General features: G+C 66.7%; 15 protein-coding genes. 4 read left to right on the plus strand and 11 right to left on the minus strand.

What is annotated here, in order from left to right; translation table 11 throughout:
- Genes CEW83_RS16005 through CEW83_RS16035 form a run of 7 tightly spaced genes read right to left on the minus strand, consistent with a single transcriptional unit; the run spans position 1 to position 7,496 of the window.
- Positions 1 to 1,263 carry an ABC transporter permease gene (locus CEW83_RS16005; protein ID WP_108950228.1) on the minus strand — a complete coding sequence of 421 codons (1,263 nt, stop codon included), beginning with the start codon at positions 1,261 to 1,263 and terminating at the stop codon, positions 1 to 3.
- Between the two features lie 3 nt (positions 1,264 to 1,266).
- Positions 1,267 to 2,190: an ABC transporter ATP-binding protein gene (locus CEW83_RS16010; protein WP_108950229.1), complete on the minus strand. Its 924-nt coding sequence runs from the start codon at positions 2,188 to 2,190 to the stop codon at positions 1,267 to 1,269.
- Complete coding sequence (locus tag CEW83_RS16015; RefSeq protein WP_108950230.1) at positions 2,187 to 3,197, minus strand: BtrH N-terminal domain-containing protein; 1,011 nt, start codon at positions 3,195 to 3,197, stop codon at positions 2,187 to 2,189. The genes CEW83_RS16010 and CEW83_RS16015 overlap by 4 nt, the downstream gene beginning before the upstream one ends.
- Positions 3,198 to 3,593, minus strand: a complete 396-nt coding sequence (locus CEW83_RS16020) for a hypothetical protein (protein ID WP_108950231.1) — start codon at positions 3,591 to 3,593, stop codon at positions 3,198 to 3,200.
- Between the two features lie 2 nt (positions 3,594 to 3,595).
- Positions 3,596 to 4,750: a beta-ketoacyl-ACP synthase III gene (locus CEW83_RS16025; RefSeq protein ID WP_108950232.1), complete on the minus strand. Its 1,155-nt coding sequence runs from the start codon at positions 4,748 to 4,750 to the stop codon at positions 3,596 to 3,598.
- Positions 4,743 to 5,684, minus strand: a complete 942-nt coding sequence (locus CEW83_RS16030) for a hypothetical protein (protein WP_108950233.1) — start codon at positions 5,682 to 5,684, stop codon at positions 4,743 to 4,745. The genes CEW83_RS16025 and CEW83_RS16030 overlap by 8 nt, the downstream gene beginning before the upstream one ends.
- 12 nt (positions 5,685 to 5,696) lie before the next feature.
- Positions 5,697 to 7,496 (minus strand): serine hydrolase domain-containing protein, encoded by a 1,800-nt coding sequence (locus CEW83_RS16035; protein WP_108950234.1) that lies wholly within the window; start codon positions 7,494 to 7,496, stop codon positions 5,697 to 5,699.
- 254 nt (positions 7,497 to 7,750) lie between these two features.
- Here CEW83_RS16035 and CEW83_RS16040 point away from each other — a divergent pair, with 254 nt between their 5' ends.
- Positions 7,751 to 8,158, plus strand: coding sequence for a hypothetical protein (locus tag CEW83_RS16040; RefSeq protein WP_199915139.1), 408 nt, complete (start codon positions 7,751 to 7,753; stop codon positions 8,156 to 8,158).
- Between the two features lie 47 nt (positions 8,159 to 8,205).
- On the opposite strand, the gene CEW83_RS16045 is transcribed toward CEW83_RS16040, so the two are convergent.
- The 4 genes from CEW83_RS16045 to paaN form a co-directional block, all read right to left on the minus strand.
- Entirely contained in the window at positions 8,206 to 8,586 is a 381-nt protein-coding gene (locus CEW83_RS16045) for a cupin domain-containing protein (RefSeq protein ID WP_108950236.1), read from the minus strand.
- A 38-nt stretch (positions 8,587 to 8,624) separates the two neighbouring features.
- Positions 8,625 to 10,187, minus strand: coding sequence for a toll/interleukin-1 receptor domain-containing protein (locus CEW83_RS21245; protein WP_199915140.1), 1,563 nt, complete (start codon positions 10,185 to 10,187; stop codon positions 8,625 to 8,627).
- 98 nt (positions 10,188 to 10,285) lie between these two features.
- Positions 10,286 to 10,891 carry a phenylacetic acid degradation protein PaaY gene (gene paaY, locus CEW83_RS16055; protein WP_108950237.1) on the minus strand — a complete coding sequence of 202 codons (606 nt, stop codon included), beginning with the start codon at positions 10,889 to 10,891 and terminating at the stop codon, positions 10,286 to 10,288.
- A 356-nt stretch (positions 10,892 to 11,247) separates the two neighbouring features.
- Positions 11,248 to 12,912, minus strand: a complete 1,665-nt coding sequence (paaN, locus tag CEW83_RS16060) for a phenylacetic acid degradation protein PaaN (RefSeq protein WP_108950238.1) — start codon at positions 12,910 to 12,912, stop codon at positions 11,248 to 11,250.
- Positions 12,913 to 13,159: 247 nt separating this feature from the next.
- On the opposite strand from paaN, the gene paaG reads away from it, so the two are divergent.
- Genes paaG through paaI form a run of 3 tightly spaced genes read left to right on the plus strand, consistent with a single transcriptional unit; the run spans position 13,160 to position 15,962 of the window.
- Positions 13,160 to 13,975, plus strand: a complete 816-nt coding sequence (gene paaG / locus CEW83_RS16065; RefSeq protein WP_108950239.1) for a 2-(1,2-epoxy-1,2-dihydrophenyl)acetyl-CoA isomerase PaaG — start codon at positions 13,160 to 13,162, stop codon at positions 13,973 to 13,975.
- 51 nt (positions 13,976 to 14,026) lie between these two features.
- Complete coding sequence (paaH, locus tag CEW83_RS16070; protein ID WP_234419096.1) at positions 14,027 to 15,505, plus strand: 3-hydroxyacyl-CoA dehydrogenase PaaH; 1,479 nt, start codon at positions 14,027 to 14,029, stop codon at positions 15,503 to 15,505.
- On the plus strand, positions 15,498 to 15,962 hold the full coding sequence (paaI, locus tag CEW83_RS16075) for a hydroxyphenylacetyl-CoA thioesterase PaaI (RefSeq protein WP_108950241.1): 465 nt from the start codon (positions 15,498 to 15,500) through the stop codon (positions 15,960 to 15,962). Before paaH ends, paaI begins: the two co-directional genes overlap by 8 nt.
- The last annotated feature ends 54 nt before the right edge of the window (positions 15,963 to 16,016 follow it).

Here is a 16,016-nt window from a genome sequence, read left to right on the forward strand (position 1 = left end):
TCAGCGGAGCGCGCGCAGGGCGCGCCGGTTCAGCAGGATCGCGACGGCCAGCGCCGCGAGGCCGAAGGATAGCAGTGCGGCGGCGGGGCCGAGGACGTCGGCGATGGCGCCGCCGCGCAACATCACGCGGTGAAAGCCGTCCAGCGCCCATGCCATCGGCGACAGGTCGGTCAGGGGCTGCATGCCGGACGGCATGACGAATTTCGGCACCATGATGCCGCCGATCGCACCCATCAGGATGTTGCCGACACCGCCGATCACGGTGGCCTGCTCGGTGCTGCGCGCGCTGCTGGCAATCAGGAGGGCCCAGGCCACGGCGGCGACGCTGACCGCCGCGCTCATCAGCCACAGCGCGAGCAGCGAGGCGGCGCCCGTGGGCAGGGTGAGGGCTTCGCCGCCGGCGAGCGGTACGAGATAGCGTCCGACCAGCACCATCAGCACCGCCTGCACCTGATTGACGACAAAGAAGGGCAGCAGCTTGCCGGCGAGGATCAGGCCGAAGGACACCTGCTGCGTGGCCAGGCGCTGCAGCGTGCCGTGCTGGCGCTCGGCGATGAAGACGGCAGAGATCGGCACCACGACGAAGAACATCGAGAAGATCAGCCATGCAGGCACGTTCTGCTGCACCGATGAAGGCAGGGGGGCGGCGCTTTCCGACCCGTCGGCGAGCGTGGGCTTGCGAACGGCTTCGACCACGACCGGAAGGGGTGGTGCCTTGCCCGCCACGTCGCGCAGTTCGGGGATCAACAGGCTGCGCCCGATGCGCGCGAGCAGGGTGCTCAGTTGCAGGCGGGTGAGTTCGGCTTCGACCTGCTGGCGAAAGCCGTTGCGCACGGCCAGCGGCACCGTGGGGTCGGCGAGCAGGCGCACGCCTGCCGCTTCATGGCCTGCGCTGGCGGCGCTGCCAAGCGCGTGTTCGAAGCCTCGCGGCACCACGAGTACGAAGGCAATCCGACCGTCCGCCACCGCTTCGCGCCCGGTCTGCTCGCTGTCCAGGGTGCCGAACTCCCGCAGCAGGTCGATGCCGGCGAGCTGTCCCTCCAGCGCCTGCGAGGCTTCGCTGCGGTCGAGGTCGACGATGGCGTAGCCCAGATCGGCGGGTACGCCGGGTACGAAGGCGTCGCGCAGTGCCATCGACATCACCAGGATGAAGATGGCCGGCATCAGGAACAGGGCGGCCAGCCCGTGACGATCGCGCAGCAGCGCAAGCGCTTCCTTGCGCCACAGGGCGGCTAGCCGGATCAGGGCGCGGGCTGCAGTCATTGTTCAGTCCCGCAGCGAACGCCGGGTCAGGTGCATGAACACCTGCTCGAGGTTCTGCTGGCCGTGGTTCAGGGCCAGCGGCGTGAGCCCGTGCGCGGCGAGATCCCGCAGGATCTGCGGCAGCGCGGCGGCAGGGACCGGGGTCAGGCAGATGCTGTTCGCGCCCTGCGTCGTGACCGTATGCGCTGCCTCCCAGCGCTTGAGCAGCGGCTGTGGCAGATCGCGGTCGAGGCGGAGCAGCAGTTGCGACTCGCCGGCACCGAGCACCTCGGCCAGCGTGCCGCTGGCGAGCACCCGGCCGTGGTCGATGATGGCGATACGGTCGCAGATGGCTTCGACCTCATCCATGTAATGGCTGGTGTAGATCACCGTCTTGCCGGCGTCGCGCAGGTCGCGGATGGCGTCGAGAAGGAAGTGGCGTGACTGCGGATCGACACCGACGGTGGGCTCATCCAGCAGCAGCAGCGCGGGGTCGCCGAGCAGGCCGATGGCAAGGTTAAGCCGCCGGCGCAAGCCGCCGGAGAGTTCGCCGGCAAGCTGTCTGGCGACGCTCTCGAGGCGGGCGAAACGGATGGCCTCGCTGCTGCGGGCTTTCTGCTGATGCCGGTCCAGCCCCTGCACCCCGGCAAAGAAGGCGAGGTTCTCGGTGACCGTCAGCATGGGGTAGAAGGCGTAGTCCTGCGGTACCAGGGCAATCGCGTTGGGGCGGGCGCGGCGGAAGTCCGACAGCGTCTGAGCGCTGACCCTGATCTGCCCCTGCTGCGGGGCGATGAGGCCGGCGATGAGCGAGATCAGCGTGGTCTTGCCCGCGCCGTTGGGGCCGAGCAGGCCGAACAGACTGCCGCGTCCGACATCGAGCGTGATGGCATCGAGGGCAGCCGTGCTGGCGCTGCGATAACGATGGCTGATGCGCTCGATGGCGATCATTGGATGGCGCGGTCGAGGCTGCCGAAGAAGGTCTTTTCGCGGGCCGCCTGCTGGCGCAGCAGGGCGGCCAGACGGGCCGGATCGAAGGGGTCGCGGTCGCGGATCATGCGCGCGGTGGCGAGCGCGAACTCACGCCAGCCGTCGCCGATCTCGACCAGTTCGCCGGCCAGTTCGGCCAGCGCCGGACGCGCCGCGAGGCTGGCGGCCTCTTCGAGGAAGGAGGCGTACATGTAGCGGAAACCGCCGCCACCGGTGCCGATTTCCTCCTGCATCCGCACCAGGTGGCCGACGAAGAGCTTGGATTTCTGCAGATCGCCAGTCGCGGGCAGGCGCTCGACGGCGCGCGCCACCCGCTCCATGCCGCGAATGCCGATCAGCGGAATCGGCGCGCGCAGCATGATGCGCACCGTCTTGCGGATGGCTGCAGGAATCGCCTTGCGCCAGTCGGGCTCGCTCGGGCGTGTTTCCGGGTAGTAGAGCAGGCCCTTGGGCGCGAGCACGCCGCGGGCGAAGCGCGCACGGGCGAGGTCGGCCGGTGCGCAGCGCACCGGCTCTTCGAACACCGGGTCGGACAGCAGGTATTCGCCGCTGGCGCTGTCGCGGCCATAGGCGAGCACGTTGTGGGCGTTGAAGTGAAAACGCATGTCGTCGGGGAAATACGGCAACCAGAACACCGAGGTCTGCAGGCCGACCACCTTGCCCTCGTCGAGCAGGCTGTTGAGCCGTGCTTCGCCACGTTCAGTGGAGCGGAAGGTTTCGGTGCGCATGCGGATGCCAAGCGGTTTCTGCAGGCCGCGGATGATTGCGCGCGGCGGCATGCGGTAGGCCACCAGCGGCAGGCCGCCGAGCTTGATGAAGGGCAGGTAGGCGAAGGACACGGCCGAAGACAGGCCGAGCGCCATCGGCTCGGACAGGGGCAGGCCGTAGTGGCGCACGATGGCCGACATCACGCCGCTCTCGCAGTGCGAGGCGTGCTGGTGGCTGAACGTGTTTGGGGTGTCCTGCATTCAATCCACCCCCTTGAGCTGGTCGACGCTGATGCCCAGCGCCTCGGCGTAACGTGCGAGCAGGGCAGGACGCAGTCGGGCAAAGATGTCCGGGCGCAGGTGACGGCGCACCCGCCATGCCCAGATGCCGCTGATCTGGGACAGCAGGGTGAGATCCATGCGTGCCTTGTACATGTGGTACTCAAGCGGCGACGTGCTGCCTGCACGTGCCCGCTTGCGCGCGTCCGCCGCAAGACGGTCGAGGTCTTCCACCGCCTGCAGGGTGACGATTTCCTCGGCCTCCCAGCCGCTCGAAGGCACGATGCCGATGCGGCCGTCGGCGCCGCGCGCGTACATGGCCTTGCGGTGGCCGCCGAGGGTGGCGTTGCCTTCCTGTGGAACTTCGTTTGCGTCCATCGTCAGACCACGGTCAGGTGCATGAAACCGCTGGAGAAGCGGCCGCTTTCGGGTACGAAGCACAGCAGGCGCTCGCCTTCGCTCAGGCGGCCGCTGCGCAGCAGTTCGTCGATCATGATGTAGATCGAGGCCGCGCCGGTGTTGCCGCGGGTCGCGAGGTTGGTGAACCAGCGCTCGGGGGCGATCGGCAGGCCGAGCCCGCGCAGGCAGTCGGCGATCTGGTCGCGGAAATAGTGCGAGGACATGTGCGGCAGGAACCAGTCGATCCGGTCGGCGCGGAGCTGGCGACGCTCGATCAGCCGGCGCAGCGGCGCTTCGAGCGTGCTTGCGACCACCTGCTCGTTGAGCAGACGCACGTCCTGCTTGATGGCGAAGATCGACTCCTTGCCCCAGGCCTCGGGCGCGTACCCGGCCCAGCCCTGCAGTCTGCCGTCTTCGTCGCGCTCGCCGCCGGCATACATGCACACCGGCTGGGCGTGGGCCTGCGACGAGAGCTCGATCCAGTCGATGCGCAGTGCGCGTGCACCGGTGCGCGGTGCATCCTGCAGCAGGAAGGCGCCGGCGCCGTCGGACAGCATCCAGCGCAGGAAGTCCTTCTCGAATGCGATCTCGGGGTGACGCTCGAGTGCGGCCACGCGGTGCTCGTTCTCGGCCTCGAAACTGCTCCCGCGCAGCACCGCCGAGGGGCGGTCGGAGCCGGTGGTGACGGCGTTGCGCGTGTTGCCGGCGAGCACCGACAGCCAGCCATACTTGAGCGCGGCGAGTCCGGCAAGGCAGATGCCTGCGGTGCTGACGACTTCACATGCGGGGTTGCCGAGTTCGCCGTGCACCATCACACCGTGATTGGGCATGAGCTGGTCGGGCAGCGAGGTGCCGGTGGCAAGGCATTCGATGTCGTCGAGCGCAAATCCGTCTGTCGCCAGTCCGCGAATGGCCTCGGCCGTCATGCCGGCGTTGCTGTGGGTGGCTGCGCCGGTCGCGGGGTCGATGGCGTAGTGGCGCTGGCGGATGCCGTTGTTGCGCAGCACGATGCGGCGGGCACGCGAAGGCCGTTCGCCGATGCGGCCAAGTACCGACTCGATAGCCTCGTTGTCGACGGGGGCATTGGGCAGGCAGGTGGCCGTGGCGGTGATATATACGGAGCGGGGTTCAGTCATGTTCGGTCATGCGTGCGTTGCCCGAACCGGAGGGCTGTTCGTAGCGCGCGCGCAGCGCATCGAGGCGGTTCCGGAGCAGGGGTGCGAAGCTGCGCTGCAGCACAAGGCTCAAGGGTACCACCGTAATAATCAGGACGATGAGGTAGGTCACAAACAGCGCGAGCGCCGGCACCCGGCGCAGTTGTCCCGGTTTGCCGAACAGGCGTACGAAGCCGGACCACACGCGAAAGGCGCGCTGCCCGGCGCGTTCGCTGACCACCAGGCGCGGATTGACGCTGACGGCGCGCAGGCCGGTGAGCATCGGGGCCCCGCTGCGCTCCTCGTCCCGCGCCAGCGCCGTGACCAGCGCATGGCCGAAGCGTGCTGCAGCAGCAGCCTCGGCTGGCGTGACCCCGGCGGCAGGCAGGCCGAAGAAACGGTCGCGGCGGCCGGTGAACATCCAGCGCGGCGTGGTGATGAAGGTTGCCAGCGGGTGGGCGTTGTCGGTGAAGGCGACGTGATCCGTGAGGTGCGCGCCGGCGGCACCGAGCAGCGTTACGAGCTTGTCGTAGGCCGTCATCCACATGTTGCGGCAGGCGACCACGCTGACCACCGGCTTTCCCGCCAGCAGGCGCTTGCCTTCGTCGCTTTGCAGGAAGGCGGTGACCGGCTGCGAGGGCGACAGGTACCACACCTGCCAGGCCAGGATCACGAGGTCGAAATCGGTGTCCGGCGCCACCGTCAGCGGCAGATTCGGCCGCGGATCGAGGCGCACCGACTCGGGAAAGGCGTCGAGGAAGCGGAAGAAGGGCCACGGGAAGGGGAAGGGCGTCTGCGGGCGCAGGACTTCCTGGTGCACCCGGACGCCGGCGTCCTCGAGCGGGCGCAGCATCGCGGACACAACATCCGACAGCTGGCCGCTCTGCGAATAATGGACAACGAGAACGTTCTTCACTGGCAGGGCCGGTCAGTTGGTGATCTTGTGCAGTTCGAGACCGGAGAACAGCAGCACCTTCTCCTTGCCCGCGCTGGTGGCGAGGATGGTTTCGCCCTTGCCGGTGCCAAGCCCCGAAACCAGCAGTTCGGTGTCCGAGATCGGGTTGAGGCCGATGCGCAGCACGAAGCCGGGAAGCTCGGAGAAGCTGCACTCGCCGACCAGCAAGCCGTCCTCGAGGCGCAGGGCGAGGCGGTCGGGCATGATCCCCAGCTTCTGGCCGACGATGCGGTATTCGCCGACATAGTCGAGCAGACGCTGCGGCACGGGGGCGGGCTTCAGGCGCTCGCCGACGAGCATGGTGTCGTCGCCGAAGTGCCCCACCAGCACGTCGCGGTCTGCCACCTTCTTCATCGAGACGCGGATGCCATCGAAGGCGCTGACCTGCACCGGGATCATGCCGAACAGCTTGTAGCGCAGACCAAACTGCCCGGCCGGACGCGGCTTCAGTTGCAGCGTATGGCCCATCACGCTGGCGTCGAGCGCATCGTCACCCGGCCGCACCCTGACCAGCCCGACCATCGAGTCGTACCACGCCGAGTAGCGTGCGAGCTGTTCCGGTGGCAGGGCCACGTCGGCGCTGGAGGCCGGCACCGGCTCGGGCTGAACGATGCCGGCCTTGGCTTCGAGGGCCAGCTTCAGCGCCTCGGTGGCGACGGTCTTGACCACGCCCTGCGAGGTAGCTGAATTGGATGCGACGATGATGCCGAGTTTGTGCTCGGGCAGCACCACCATCATGCTGTGGGAGTCGAGCAGGGTGCCGCCGTGACTGGCAACGGTGCCCGCGTTGCGGATCTCGATGCCCGACAGCAGCCAGCCCAGCCCGACGCGAAAGCCCATGTCGAGCTGAACATGCGCGTTCTGCGGGCGCAGCATTTCGGCAAGGCTGTCGGCGCCGAGCAACTGCTGCCCGCCGGCACGGCCGTCGGCAAACACCCAGCGCATGAAGCGGCTCATGTCGTCGACGTTCGATACCAGCCCGCCGGAGGGCAGGTCGCGCAGCGCCAGTGCGTCGATCTCCTCGTGCCTGTTGTAGACCTTGAGCGCAGGCTTCGACTCGAAGCGCGTATTCACCATGCCCAGCGGGTTCAGCAGGCGCTGTTGCAGATGCTCACCGAAGGGGATGCCGGCGGTATGCTCGATTGCCGCGCCCAGCAGGCTCACCGCGAGGTTGGAGTAGCCGAAGATGAACTCGGGCGGATAGGCGACGTATTCGTTGCGCACCGCGTCCACCAGGCTGGTGAAGGGCGCAGGTGCCGAGGTGGTCAGCATGCCGCTCAGGTGGTTGGCGGGCAGGCCGGAGTGGTGATGCATGATGTTGCGGGGGGTGATCGGCGCAGCATTGTCGAAGCGCGATCGCACCGAAAATGCGGGCAGCGCGTCCCGCAGCGGACGGTCGATGTCGATGCGGCCCTCTTCTGCAAGCTGCATGGCTGCGGTTGCCGTGAGCACCTTGGCGATCGACCCGAGCCGGTAAGGGGTGTCCGGCGTGGCGGCAATCTCGCGCTCGGCGTCTTCGTAGCCGAAGCCCTCGGACCAGACCACGCGCTGGTCGTCGACCAGTGCGACGGAGAGTCCGGTGACCCTGTTGTCCGCCATCTCCTGCTCGATCAGCCAGCGGGCGCGCTCGATTGCATAGCGGAAGTCGCCGCGCTGAAGATCTGGCGGGCGCTGTGGCGCAGTGGCGCAGGCGCCCAGCACCAGCACGCATGCGCTCAGGGCGAGGTGACGGAGAAACGGGCGGAAGCCGGGAGCGGGGCCTGATGCGGACATGGTGGTTCTGGTGCAGGAGGTCGGACGGACCGAATGTTGACAGGGGTGGCCGAGGCTCAAGATGTGTCGCGCGACAGGCGGCCGGTGCGGGAAACTGCTCGCCTGACAGAAGCCCGCGAATTATACATGTGTCGGCATGCATCGACCCGTGCCTTACGCCACATGTCCTTGTTCCTGGGGATGTAAGTGGACGCGTTGAACCCGGCGCACGGGGGCGGGGTCGAACCGTCCGACATTTAATGGAGATACTTTCGATGAATATCCCGCTGAACGAACAACGCACGATTGCCGCACGTCTGGTCGCGCTGACCCTGATCTCGGACGGAGAGCTCGCCAACCGCGAGGTGGAGGCGCTCGACAGGCACGATATCGCCGCGCTGCTCGGGATTCCCCGCGACGTGCTGATTCAGGCCGTCATCGACCACTGTCAGCAGCTGCTGGCACGTGGCGGCAGTGCAGAGGCCATGCGCCTGCTGGACCTTGAACAGGTTGAGCACATGCTCGATCGCGTCACCGATCCGTCCCTGCGGGCTCTTACCTGCCAGGCCATGCTGGTGCTGTCGAAGGCGGACGGGCGGATTACGCAACCTGAGCAGACCTTGCTGCGCCATGCCCTGAGCCGGTGGGAGCTCTCGCTCAGCGAGCTCGGTCCGCAGCGCTGAAGGCGGGTCAGGCCTGCGTCGCGGCGGGGAGCCGGTGCGGCCCAGCCTCAGGCGCAGGACACTGTTGCGGGCAGGTGGCGGACATGGACGGCGAGCCAGACGGTGTCGGGTGCGGTGGATTCGACGCGATGGCGGCAATGGGCGGGGATGGTCACCCAGTCACCCGGTCGCATGGACATGCGGCTGTCGTCATCGAAAGCGAGCTCCGCGCTACCGGTCACGATCATGACCCACTCGTCGTCGGGCTGGTCGTACCAGAAGCCGGGTGGGCTCGCGCTGCCGTGGGAGGCGATGCGTTCGACGCAGGTGGTGTCGGTCTGCAGCAGCGGCAGAAACTTTTCACCACCTTCGGGGGCGCCAAGGTCGGCAAACAGGTTGCCGGTGGACTGCAGCACTGTCGCGCTGCGTGTTTCTCGTTCGAAAGTCATAGGCTCTGTTTTGGTGTCAATCTCCTGCAAGCCTATTCTCATGGCGAGCTGCTGACCAGTTCAACGGTGTCCTTCTCCAGATCGCGGCCAAGTGCGGAGGCCAGTGTGCGCTGCATCTTCACGTAGCGTTTCTCGCCTGGGGCATACCAGATCAGGAAGTGAATCCGCACCGGTTCGAGTCCGGCGATGGTCGGACCCCCGGTGGCGTGGCGGGTGCTCCAGACTTCGACCTTCCAGGCGTCGAAGCTGCCGGCCGGTACGCGGACGGTTTCACGTCCGATCACTTCGCCTGTGCCGTACCAGCCGCCCCAGTTGCCATCGAGATCGGGGGTCGGAATGCCGCGCCATGACATATCCTCCCGCAACTCGGTGAAGGCGCCGATGAAGGGACTGAACTCGCTGCCGAGACCGCCTGCATGGGCAATGTGTGCTTCGCTGCCGCGCCATCTGACCTGACTGCCGGCAGGCCCGGGGGATGGCTCGGTGTCCTGCATGCGTTCGGTGACTGCGGTGCCGTCCTGCGCGCTTACGGTGACGACGACGGTGCGTTTCGGGCTGGTTGCCCACAGTCCGCGCGTGCGATAGACCCAGCTTTCGCCCGCGCGCGGCAGGCGGCTGTCGACGGCTTCCGGCGCCGGGCGCGCAGGAGCCGGTTTTGGCGCTGCTTCAGGCCGGGTGACGATCGCAGGCTGGGGCGCGGCAGCTTCGGGCTTTGGCTTGATCGTGACGGCGGGTTTGGTGGCTTGCGCGGGCCTGGGTGCAGGCTGCTTTGGCGGCGCAGTGGTTTCGCGGGGCTTTGCTGCGGGGGTGGGTGCTGCGGGGGCCGGGGCAGCAGCTGCGGCTGGCGGTGCGGCGACCGGTGCAGTGACCGCCGGCTCGGCGGGGGCTTCCGCTGGTGGCTGTGTGCCCGCGCTGGCCCCGCCGGTGGCGGCTGCCGGGGGCGCAGGGGCAGGCGGTTCCGCTGCGGCGAGCAGGGTGGGGGTGGAGTGGTCGGTGACTGCGTCTCCCGGTTCGCGAACGCTGCTGGGCGGGCGTGTGGTGTCGTCAATCGCCAGCTTCTGCCATGACAGCCAGCCACCCGCTGCGAGCGCGACGCAGGTCGCTCCGATGATCGCCGGCAGGCGCCAGCGCGGCTTGTCGGTACCGAAGATGCGATCGAGTGCCTTCAGGACTTCGCCGGTCGATGCATCCCACTGCTTGTGGTTGATCTCGATGGCCTGGCGTCGTGCGAGCGCCTTGAGGTCGGGCGGGAGCGCATTTTCGCCGGGCATTTCCGCATCATTGACCAGCACCGGCAGCACGCGGATCTTGCGTCTCAGCGCGGCGGCGGTCTCGAGGCGGACGAAGTCGTGGGGGTCGTCGATGCGGCGACTGTCGTTGCCGATGTCCTCGCCCAGCCATTTGGGGCCGATGAGCACCAGCAGGACGGTGCATGAGGCGACCGCGCTGTCGATGGCGTCGATGAAGTCGGTGCCGGGGTCGATGCCTTCGACATCCATGAACACGCGCTCACGCCCGAAGCGGGCCGCGAGCCGGTCATAGAGGCGGCCTGCGTAACCCGATGAGTCCTCGCGGCGATAGCTGATGAAAATCCCGTCCATGCGCAGCTCCCGTGTGCGGGGCGAGGCGGGCGGCCGAGGTCGGTCGGCCCGCCTGCTGAACTAAGCATAGTCGGGTGCGGCGGCCATTGTGGCGGCCTTCAGCTGCCTTTCTTGGCGTCGATGAGGGGAACGACGCCCTCGAACTCGAAGCGCTTGCGCCCGGCTTCCATCTCGGTTAGCGGCTCGCAGGGCTTGAGTGTGGCGAGGCTGCGCACGGTCAGGTCCTGGTAGCAGCGGGTGCCGTCGACTTTCCAGTTCATCTCCTGTTCCGACAGGTCACGCATGATCTTTGCGGGCATGCCGGCGACCAGTTTCCCCGCGGGGATTTCCATGCCGGCTTTGACGAAGGCGCAGGCGGCGACGATGCTCGATTCGCCGATGCTGGCGTTGTCCATGATGACGGCGTTCATGCCGATCAGGGCGTTGCGACCGACACGGCAGCCATGCAGCACTGCGCCGTGGCCGACGTGGCCATCGACTTCGATCACGGTGTCGGTGCCGGGGAAGCCGTGCATGACACAGGTGTCCTGGATGTTGCTGCCTTCTTCCAGCACGATGCGGCCGAAGTCGCCGCGCAGCGAGGCGAGCGGGGCGACATAGCAGCGCGGGCCGACGATGACGTCACCAATCAGAACGGCATCGGGATGGACGAAGGCGGTGGGGTGGATGACGGGTTTGAGGCCGTCGATTTCGTAGCAGGGCATTGGGTGTCTCCTGGTCTCGTCTTCTGCTCTTCTATGCGGCAGTGCTGGATTGTTGCGTATTCTGGTTCGTGCCTGGCGCCCAACCGCGGCGCGGGCGGTCCGTCGGCGCCTGCTGTCGTGGCCTTCGGCTGCCCTCGCTGCGAACCTGCGCAGGGGAGGCGATGCAAACTCGCCCGGCTGCGCCGGACTCAGACATGCACCGCCTTGTTTCCCCTGCGCAGGTCCTCCGCTCGGCACAACAGAAGTTGCCGCCGGGCCGCCCGCGCCACGGCTGGGCGCCGTGAGCGTGGGCTCGTGATCTGGGTAAGAGCGAAAAGCCTGAATTGCTGAAGGCTCTGACCCAGTTCGCCGTGGTCTTACTCTACGTGGTAGCGGCGTTGTACGACGCGGAAACGGTTGGCTACGAAGGCGCTGTCGGAGTAGCTCGCGTTTGCAGCCGGGTTCATGCCTACGCCGTGGTAGTCGGAGAAGGCTGAGGACTGGTTCACGAACACGCCGCCGGTGAGGTTGATCGACAGGGCTACGCCGGCACGCAGGCTGGCGTCGGTCATGGCGTCGATGACGTCCTGCTTGCTTGAGTACAGGCCGACGGTGAGCGCGCCGTGTTCCTTGACGATGCGTTCCGACAGGGCGATGGCTGCGGCGCCGTCGGCGACCCTGACCACGAAGCTGACCGGGCCGAAGCGCTCTTCCATGTAGCTCTTTTCGTCGGCCGCGTCGCAGGTGAGCAGCACCGGGGTTCGGACTTCGGCCTGCGGGAAGTCGGGATGCTCGACCTTCCTGGAAGCCAGCACCACCTTGCCGTATTCGCCGGCTTCGGCGATGCGGCCGAGGGTGGCTTCGGACTGGATGGCGCCGAGCACGGCGGTCGCGACCGCCGGGTCGGTGAGGAACTTGTCGATTGCGGCGCCGAGGTCGGCGGCGACTTCGTCAAAGGACTTGTGACCCTGGTCGGTGTCGATGCCACCGGCCGGCACCAGGATGGCCTGGGTGGTGGTGCACATCTGGCCCGAGTACAGGCTCAGGGTGAAGGCGAGGTTGCGCATCATCGCCTTGTAGCTGTCGGTGGATTCGATGACGACGTTGTTCACGCCTGCGAGTTCGGCATACACCTGGGCCTGGCGGGCGTTGTCGATCAGCCACTGGCCGAAGACGTTGCTGCCGGTGAAGTCGATCGACTTCACTGCGGGGTGGGTGGCGAGCGCCTGGGTGGCGGCGCGCTTCTCGACCACGGCCAGCGACACCAGGTTGGGGTCGAGGCCGGCTTCGCTCAGCACTTCACGCGCGATCTTCACCGTCATCGCTGCCGGCAGGATGGAATTGCTGTGGGCCTTGATGATGACCGGGTTGCCGGTGACCAGGGTGGCGAACAGGCCGGGGTAGGTGTTCCAGGTCGGGAAGGTGCCGCAGCCGACGACCAGGCCAACGCCGCGGCCGACGATCTCGTAGTGCTTTTTCATCTTCAGCGGCGGGTTCTTGCCCTGCGGCTTTTCCCAGATGGTTTCGGCCGGCACCCGGCTCATTTCGTCCCATGCGTACGCAACGGCTTCCAGGCCGCGATCCTGCGCATGCGGGCCGCCGGCCTGGAAGGCCATCATCCAGCCCTGACCGGTGGTCATCATCACCGCGTGGGCGATCTCGAAGCTGCGCTTGTTGAGGCGGTCGAGGATTTCGAGGCACACGCCGACACGGCCTTCTGCACCGACCTTGCGCCAGCCTTCCATTGCGACCTGTGCGGCAGCAATCAGGGCCTCCGGGTCGCACACGGGATAGCGCACATCGAGGGCGATGCCATAGGGCGACCGTTCGGTGGCGAGCCAGCCGGTCTGGCCAGGCTGATCGAGCGCGAATTCCTTGCCGAGGCAGGCCTCAAACGCTTTCTTGCCATCGTCTGGCGCACTTTCGCCATAGACCTTGGGGCTGGGCATTTCGGGAAAGGGCGTCCAGTAACCGCGACCGTGAATGGCGGCGATGGCTGCGTCCAGGGTGGCCTTGTGCTTCTCGAACAGCGGATGGGTCATGCCTTGTCTCCTCAGATTTTTTGGGGCCGTCGGACGGGTCCGCGCGGGGTGATACATGCTTCGATGGTGCAGAAAAAGTGCAAGTGAAAAAAGCTTGTCTTTTGATCTGGATCAAGACTACTATTGATTGACCGGTCGGTCAAACAACGAAAACAGTTGTCGTACCGACCCCGGGGTTCGACCCCGGAAAGAACAATCCCCAGCGTGCGCCAGCGCGCCGGGCAAGACAAGGCCAGGAGGAGACAAGATGAACGCAGCAACCGGATACGGTGAAACCATTCGCCTCGAGATCGAAGCGGGCGTGGCTACACTGACCCTGAACCGACCCGATCGTCTGAACAGCTTCAACGATCAGATGCATGGCGAGATGCGTGCCGCGCTGGCACAGGTGAAGGCGGGTCGGGCGGACGCTTCGGTGCGCGTGCTGCTCATTACCGGTGCTGGCCGTGGCTTCTGCGCCGGACAGGACCTCTCCGACCGTTCGGTTGCGGCCGGCGGCGAGGCGCCTGATCTGGGCGCGTCGGTGGAGAAGAACTACAAGCCGCTAGTGACGACGCTGCGCAAGCTCGACCTGCCGGTGATCTGCGCCGTCAATGGCGTGGCGGCCGGCGCCGGTGCCAACCTGGCGCTGGCCTGCGACATGGTGTTTGCAGCCCGCTCGGCGAGCTTCATCCAGGCCTTCTGCAAGCTCGGCCTGATTCCCGATACGGGCGGCACCTGGATTCTGCCGCGTCTGCTCGGCCCTGCGCGGGCCATGGGTTTGTCCATGCTGGGCGACAAGCTCTCTGCCGAGCAGGCCGAAGCCTGGGGCCTGATCTGGAAGTGTGTCGATGATGATGCGCTGATGCCCACGGTGCAGGCGCTTGCTGCACAGATGGCCAAGGGGCCGACCTTCGGCTTTGCTCAGACCAAGAAGGCCATCTGGGCCAGTTCCACCAATGACTTCGACACCCAGCTCGATCTCGAGCGCGACATGATGCGCGACTGCGGCCGCTCGCACGACTACCGCGAGGGCGTCGCCGCCTTCATGGAAAAGCGCGTGCCCGAGTTCAAGGGGAGCTGAGCCGTGGCGCTTGACAAGAATGTAAAGGTGCTGGTCATCGGTGCCGGCGCCATGGGTGCGGGCATCGCCCATGTCGCGGCGCTGGCCGGACATCCGGTGTATCTGTACGACACCCGCGCCGAAGCCATTGACAAGGGCCTTGGCGGGATCGCGAAGGACCTCGATTTCCTGGTCTCCAAAGGCAAGCTGGATTCCGCCGCGCGTGAAGCGACCATGGCGCGGCTGACCGCTGTGACGGATCTGGACGCCGCCAGCGATGCCGGCCTGGCGATCGAAGCCATTGTCGAAAACCTCGACATCAAGCAGAAGCTCTTCCTGCAGCTCGAAAGCCTGCTCGGCGATGAGGCCATCCTTGCCTCCAATACGTCGTCGCTGTCGATAACCGCGATGGCCGCAGTGCTGGCCCGTCCCGAGCGCCTTGCCGGCCTGCACTTCTTCAATCCGGCGCCGCGCATGAAGCTGGTAGAGATCGTCTCCGGCCTCGCCACCGACCGTGCAGTGGCCAACACCCTGTACGCCACCGCAAAGGCGTGGGGCAAGGTGGCCGTGCATGCGAAATCCACGCCCGGCTTCATCGTCAACCGGGTGGCCCGGCCCTTCTACGCCGAAGCACTGCGGGTGCTCAACGAATGCGCAGCCGAGCCCGCCACCATCGACGCCGCGATGCGCGAATGCTGTGGTTTTCCGATGGGACCGTTCGAGCTGATGGACCTGATCGGCCACGATGTGAACTACGCGGTGACGCGCTCGGTGTTCGATGCCTATTTCGGCGACAAGCGCTTCACGCCCAGCCTGATTCAGTACGATCTGGTGCTGGCCGGACGGCTCGGACGCAAGAGCGGGCGTGGTTTCTACGCCTACGGCGCCGACGTCGCGAAACCCGCGGCAAGGACCGAGGCGCCCGCGACGGCCGAGCGTAGCGTGACTGCGGTGGGCAGCCTCGGTGTGGCCGAGCCGCTGCTGGCCAGGCTGGAAGCCGCGGGTGTCGCGGTGACGCGCAAGGCCGGACCGGCGGACGCCGCCGGGTGGCTGGAGATCGGCCGCGGGCGCTTGACCCTGAGCGACGGACGCACCGCAGCCCGGCGCACGGCGGAAGAGGGGCTGAGCAATCTCGTGCTGCTCGATCTGTGTCTCGATTACGCCACCACGCCGCGCGTTGTGCTGTCACGCGCGGACCACTGCGGTCTGGGCGCGTGGCATGCGGTGGTCGGCACGCTGCAGCAGGCTGGTCTGACAGTGTCGCGCATCGACGACGTGGCCGGACTGATCGGTCTGCGCACGGTCGCCATGCTCGCCAACGAGGGTGCGGATGCGGTGCTGCAAGGCATCGGTTCCGCCGCCGACATCGATCTTGCAATGCGCTTCGGCACCAACTATCCGAAAGGGCCGCTGAGCTGGGCGGACCAGATCGGCGTGCGCTTCGTGGCGCGGGTGCTGCACAACCTGCGTGAGCATTACGGTGAGGAGCGCTACCGCGTCTCGCCGCTGATCCTGAGAAAAAGCCATAACGGAGACAGCTTTCATGAGTGAAGTGTTGAATCGTGACCTGAGCGCCGGTCTTGATCCGCAGGCACTGGCCGAGCGCGTGCGCGACGGCATGTTCGAGCGCGATCAGGCTGCACGTGGTCTGGGCATGGCCTTTGTTGACGTCGGGCCCGGTCGCTCGACCATGACCATGACCGTGCGTGAGGACATGCTCAACGGCTTTCGTATCTGCCACGGCGGATTCATCACCACGCTCGCCGATACCGCCTTTGCCTATGCTTGTAACAGCGGCAACGAGATGACCGTGGCTTCGGGCATCAGCGTGGACTTCATGGCGCCTGGCCGTCCGGGTGACGTGTTGAGCGCCGAGGCGCGCGAAGTCTCCGCCTCGGGCCGCACCGGCGTGTACGACATCACGGTGACGAACCAGACGGGCGAGCTGATCGCCGTGATGCGCGGCAAGTCGTACCGGATGAAGGGCCGGCCGGTGGTCGAGCTGTAACGAATACAAAAATACAAGAACACCAGAATCAGATCGGACATAGAGGAGCAGGAG

This window comes from Parazoarcus communis, from assembly GCF_003111645.1.
Taxonomy (GTDB): domain Bacteria; phylum Pseudomonadota; class Gammaproteobacteria; order Burkholderiales; family Rhodocyclaceae; genus Parazoarcus; species Parazoarcus communis_A.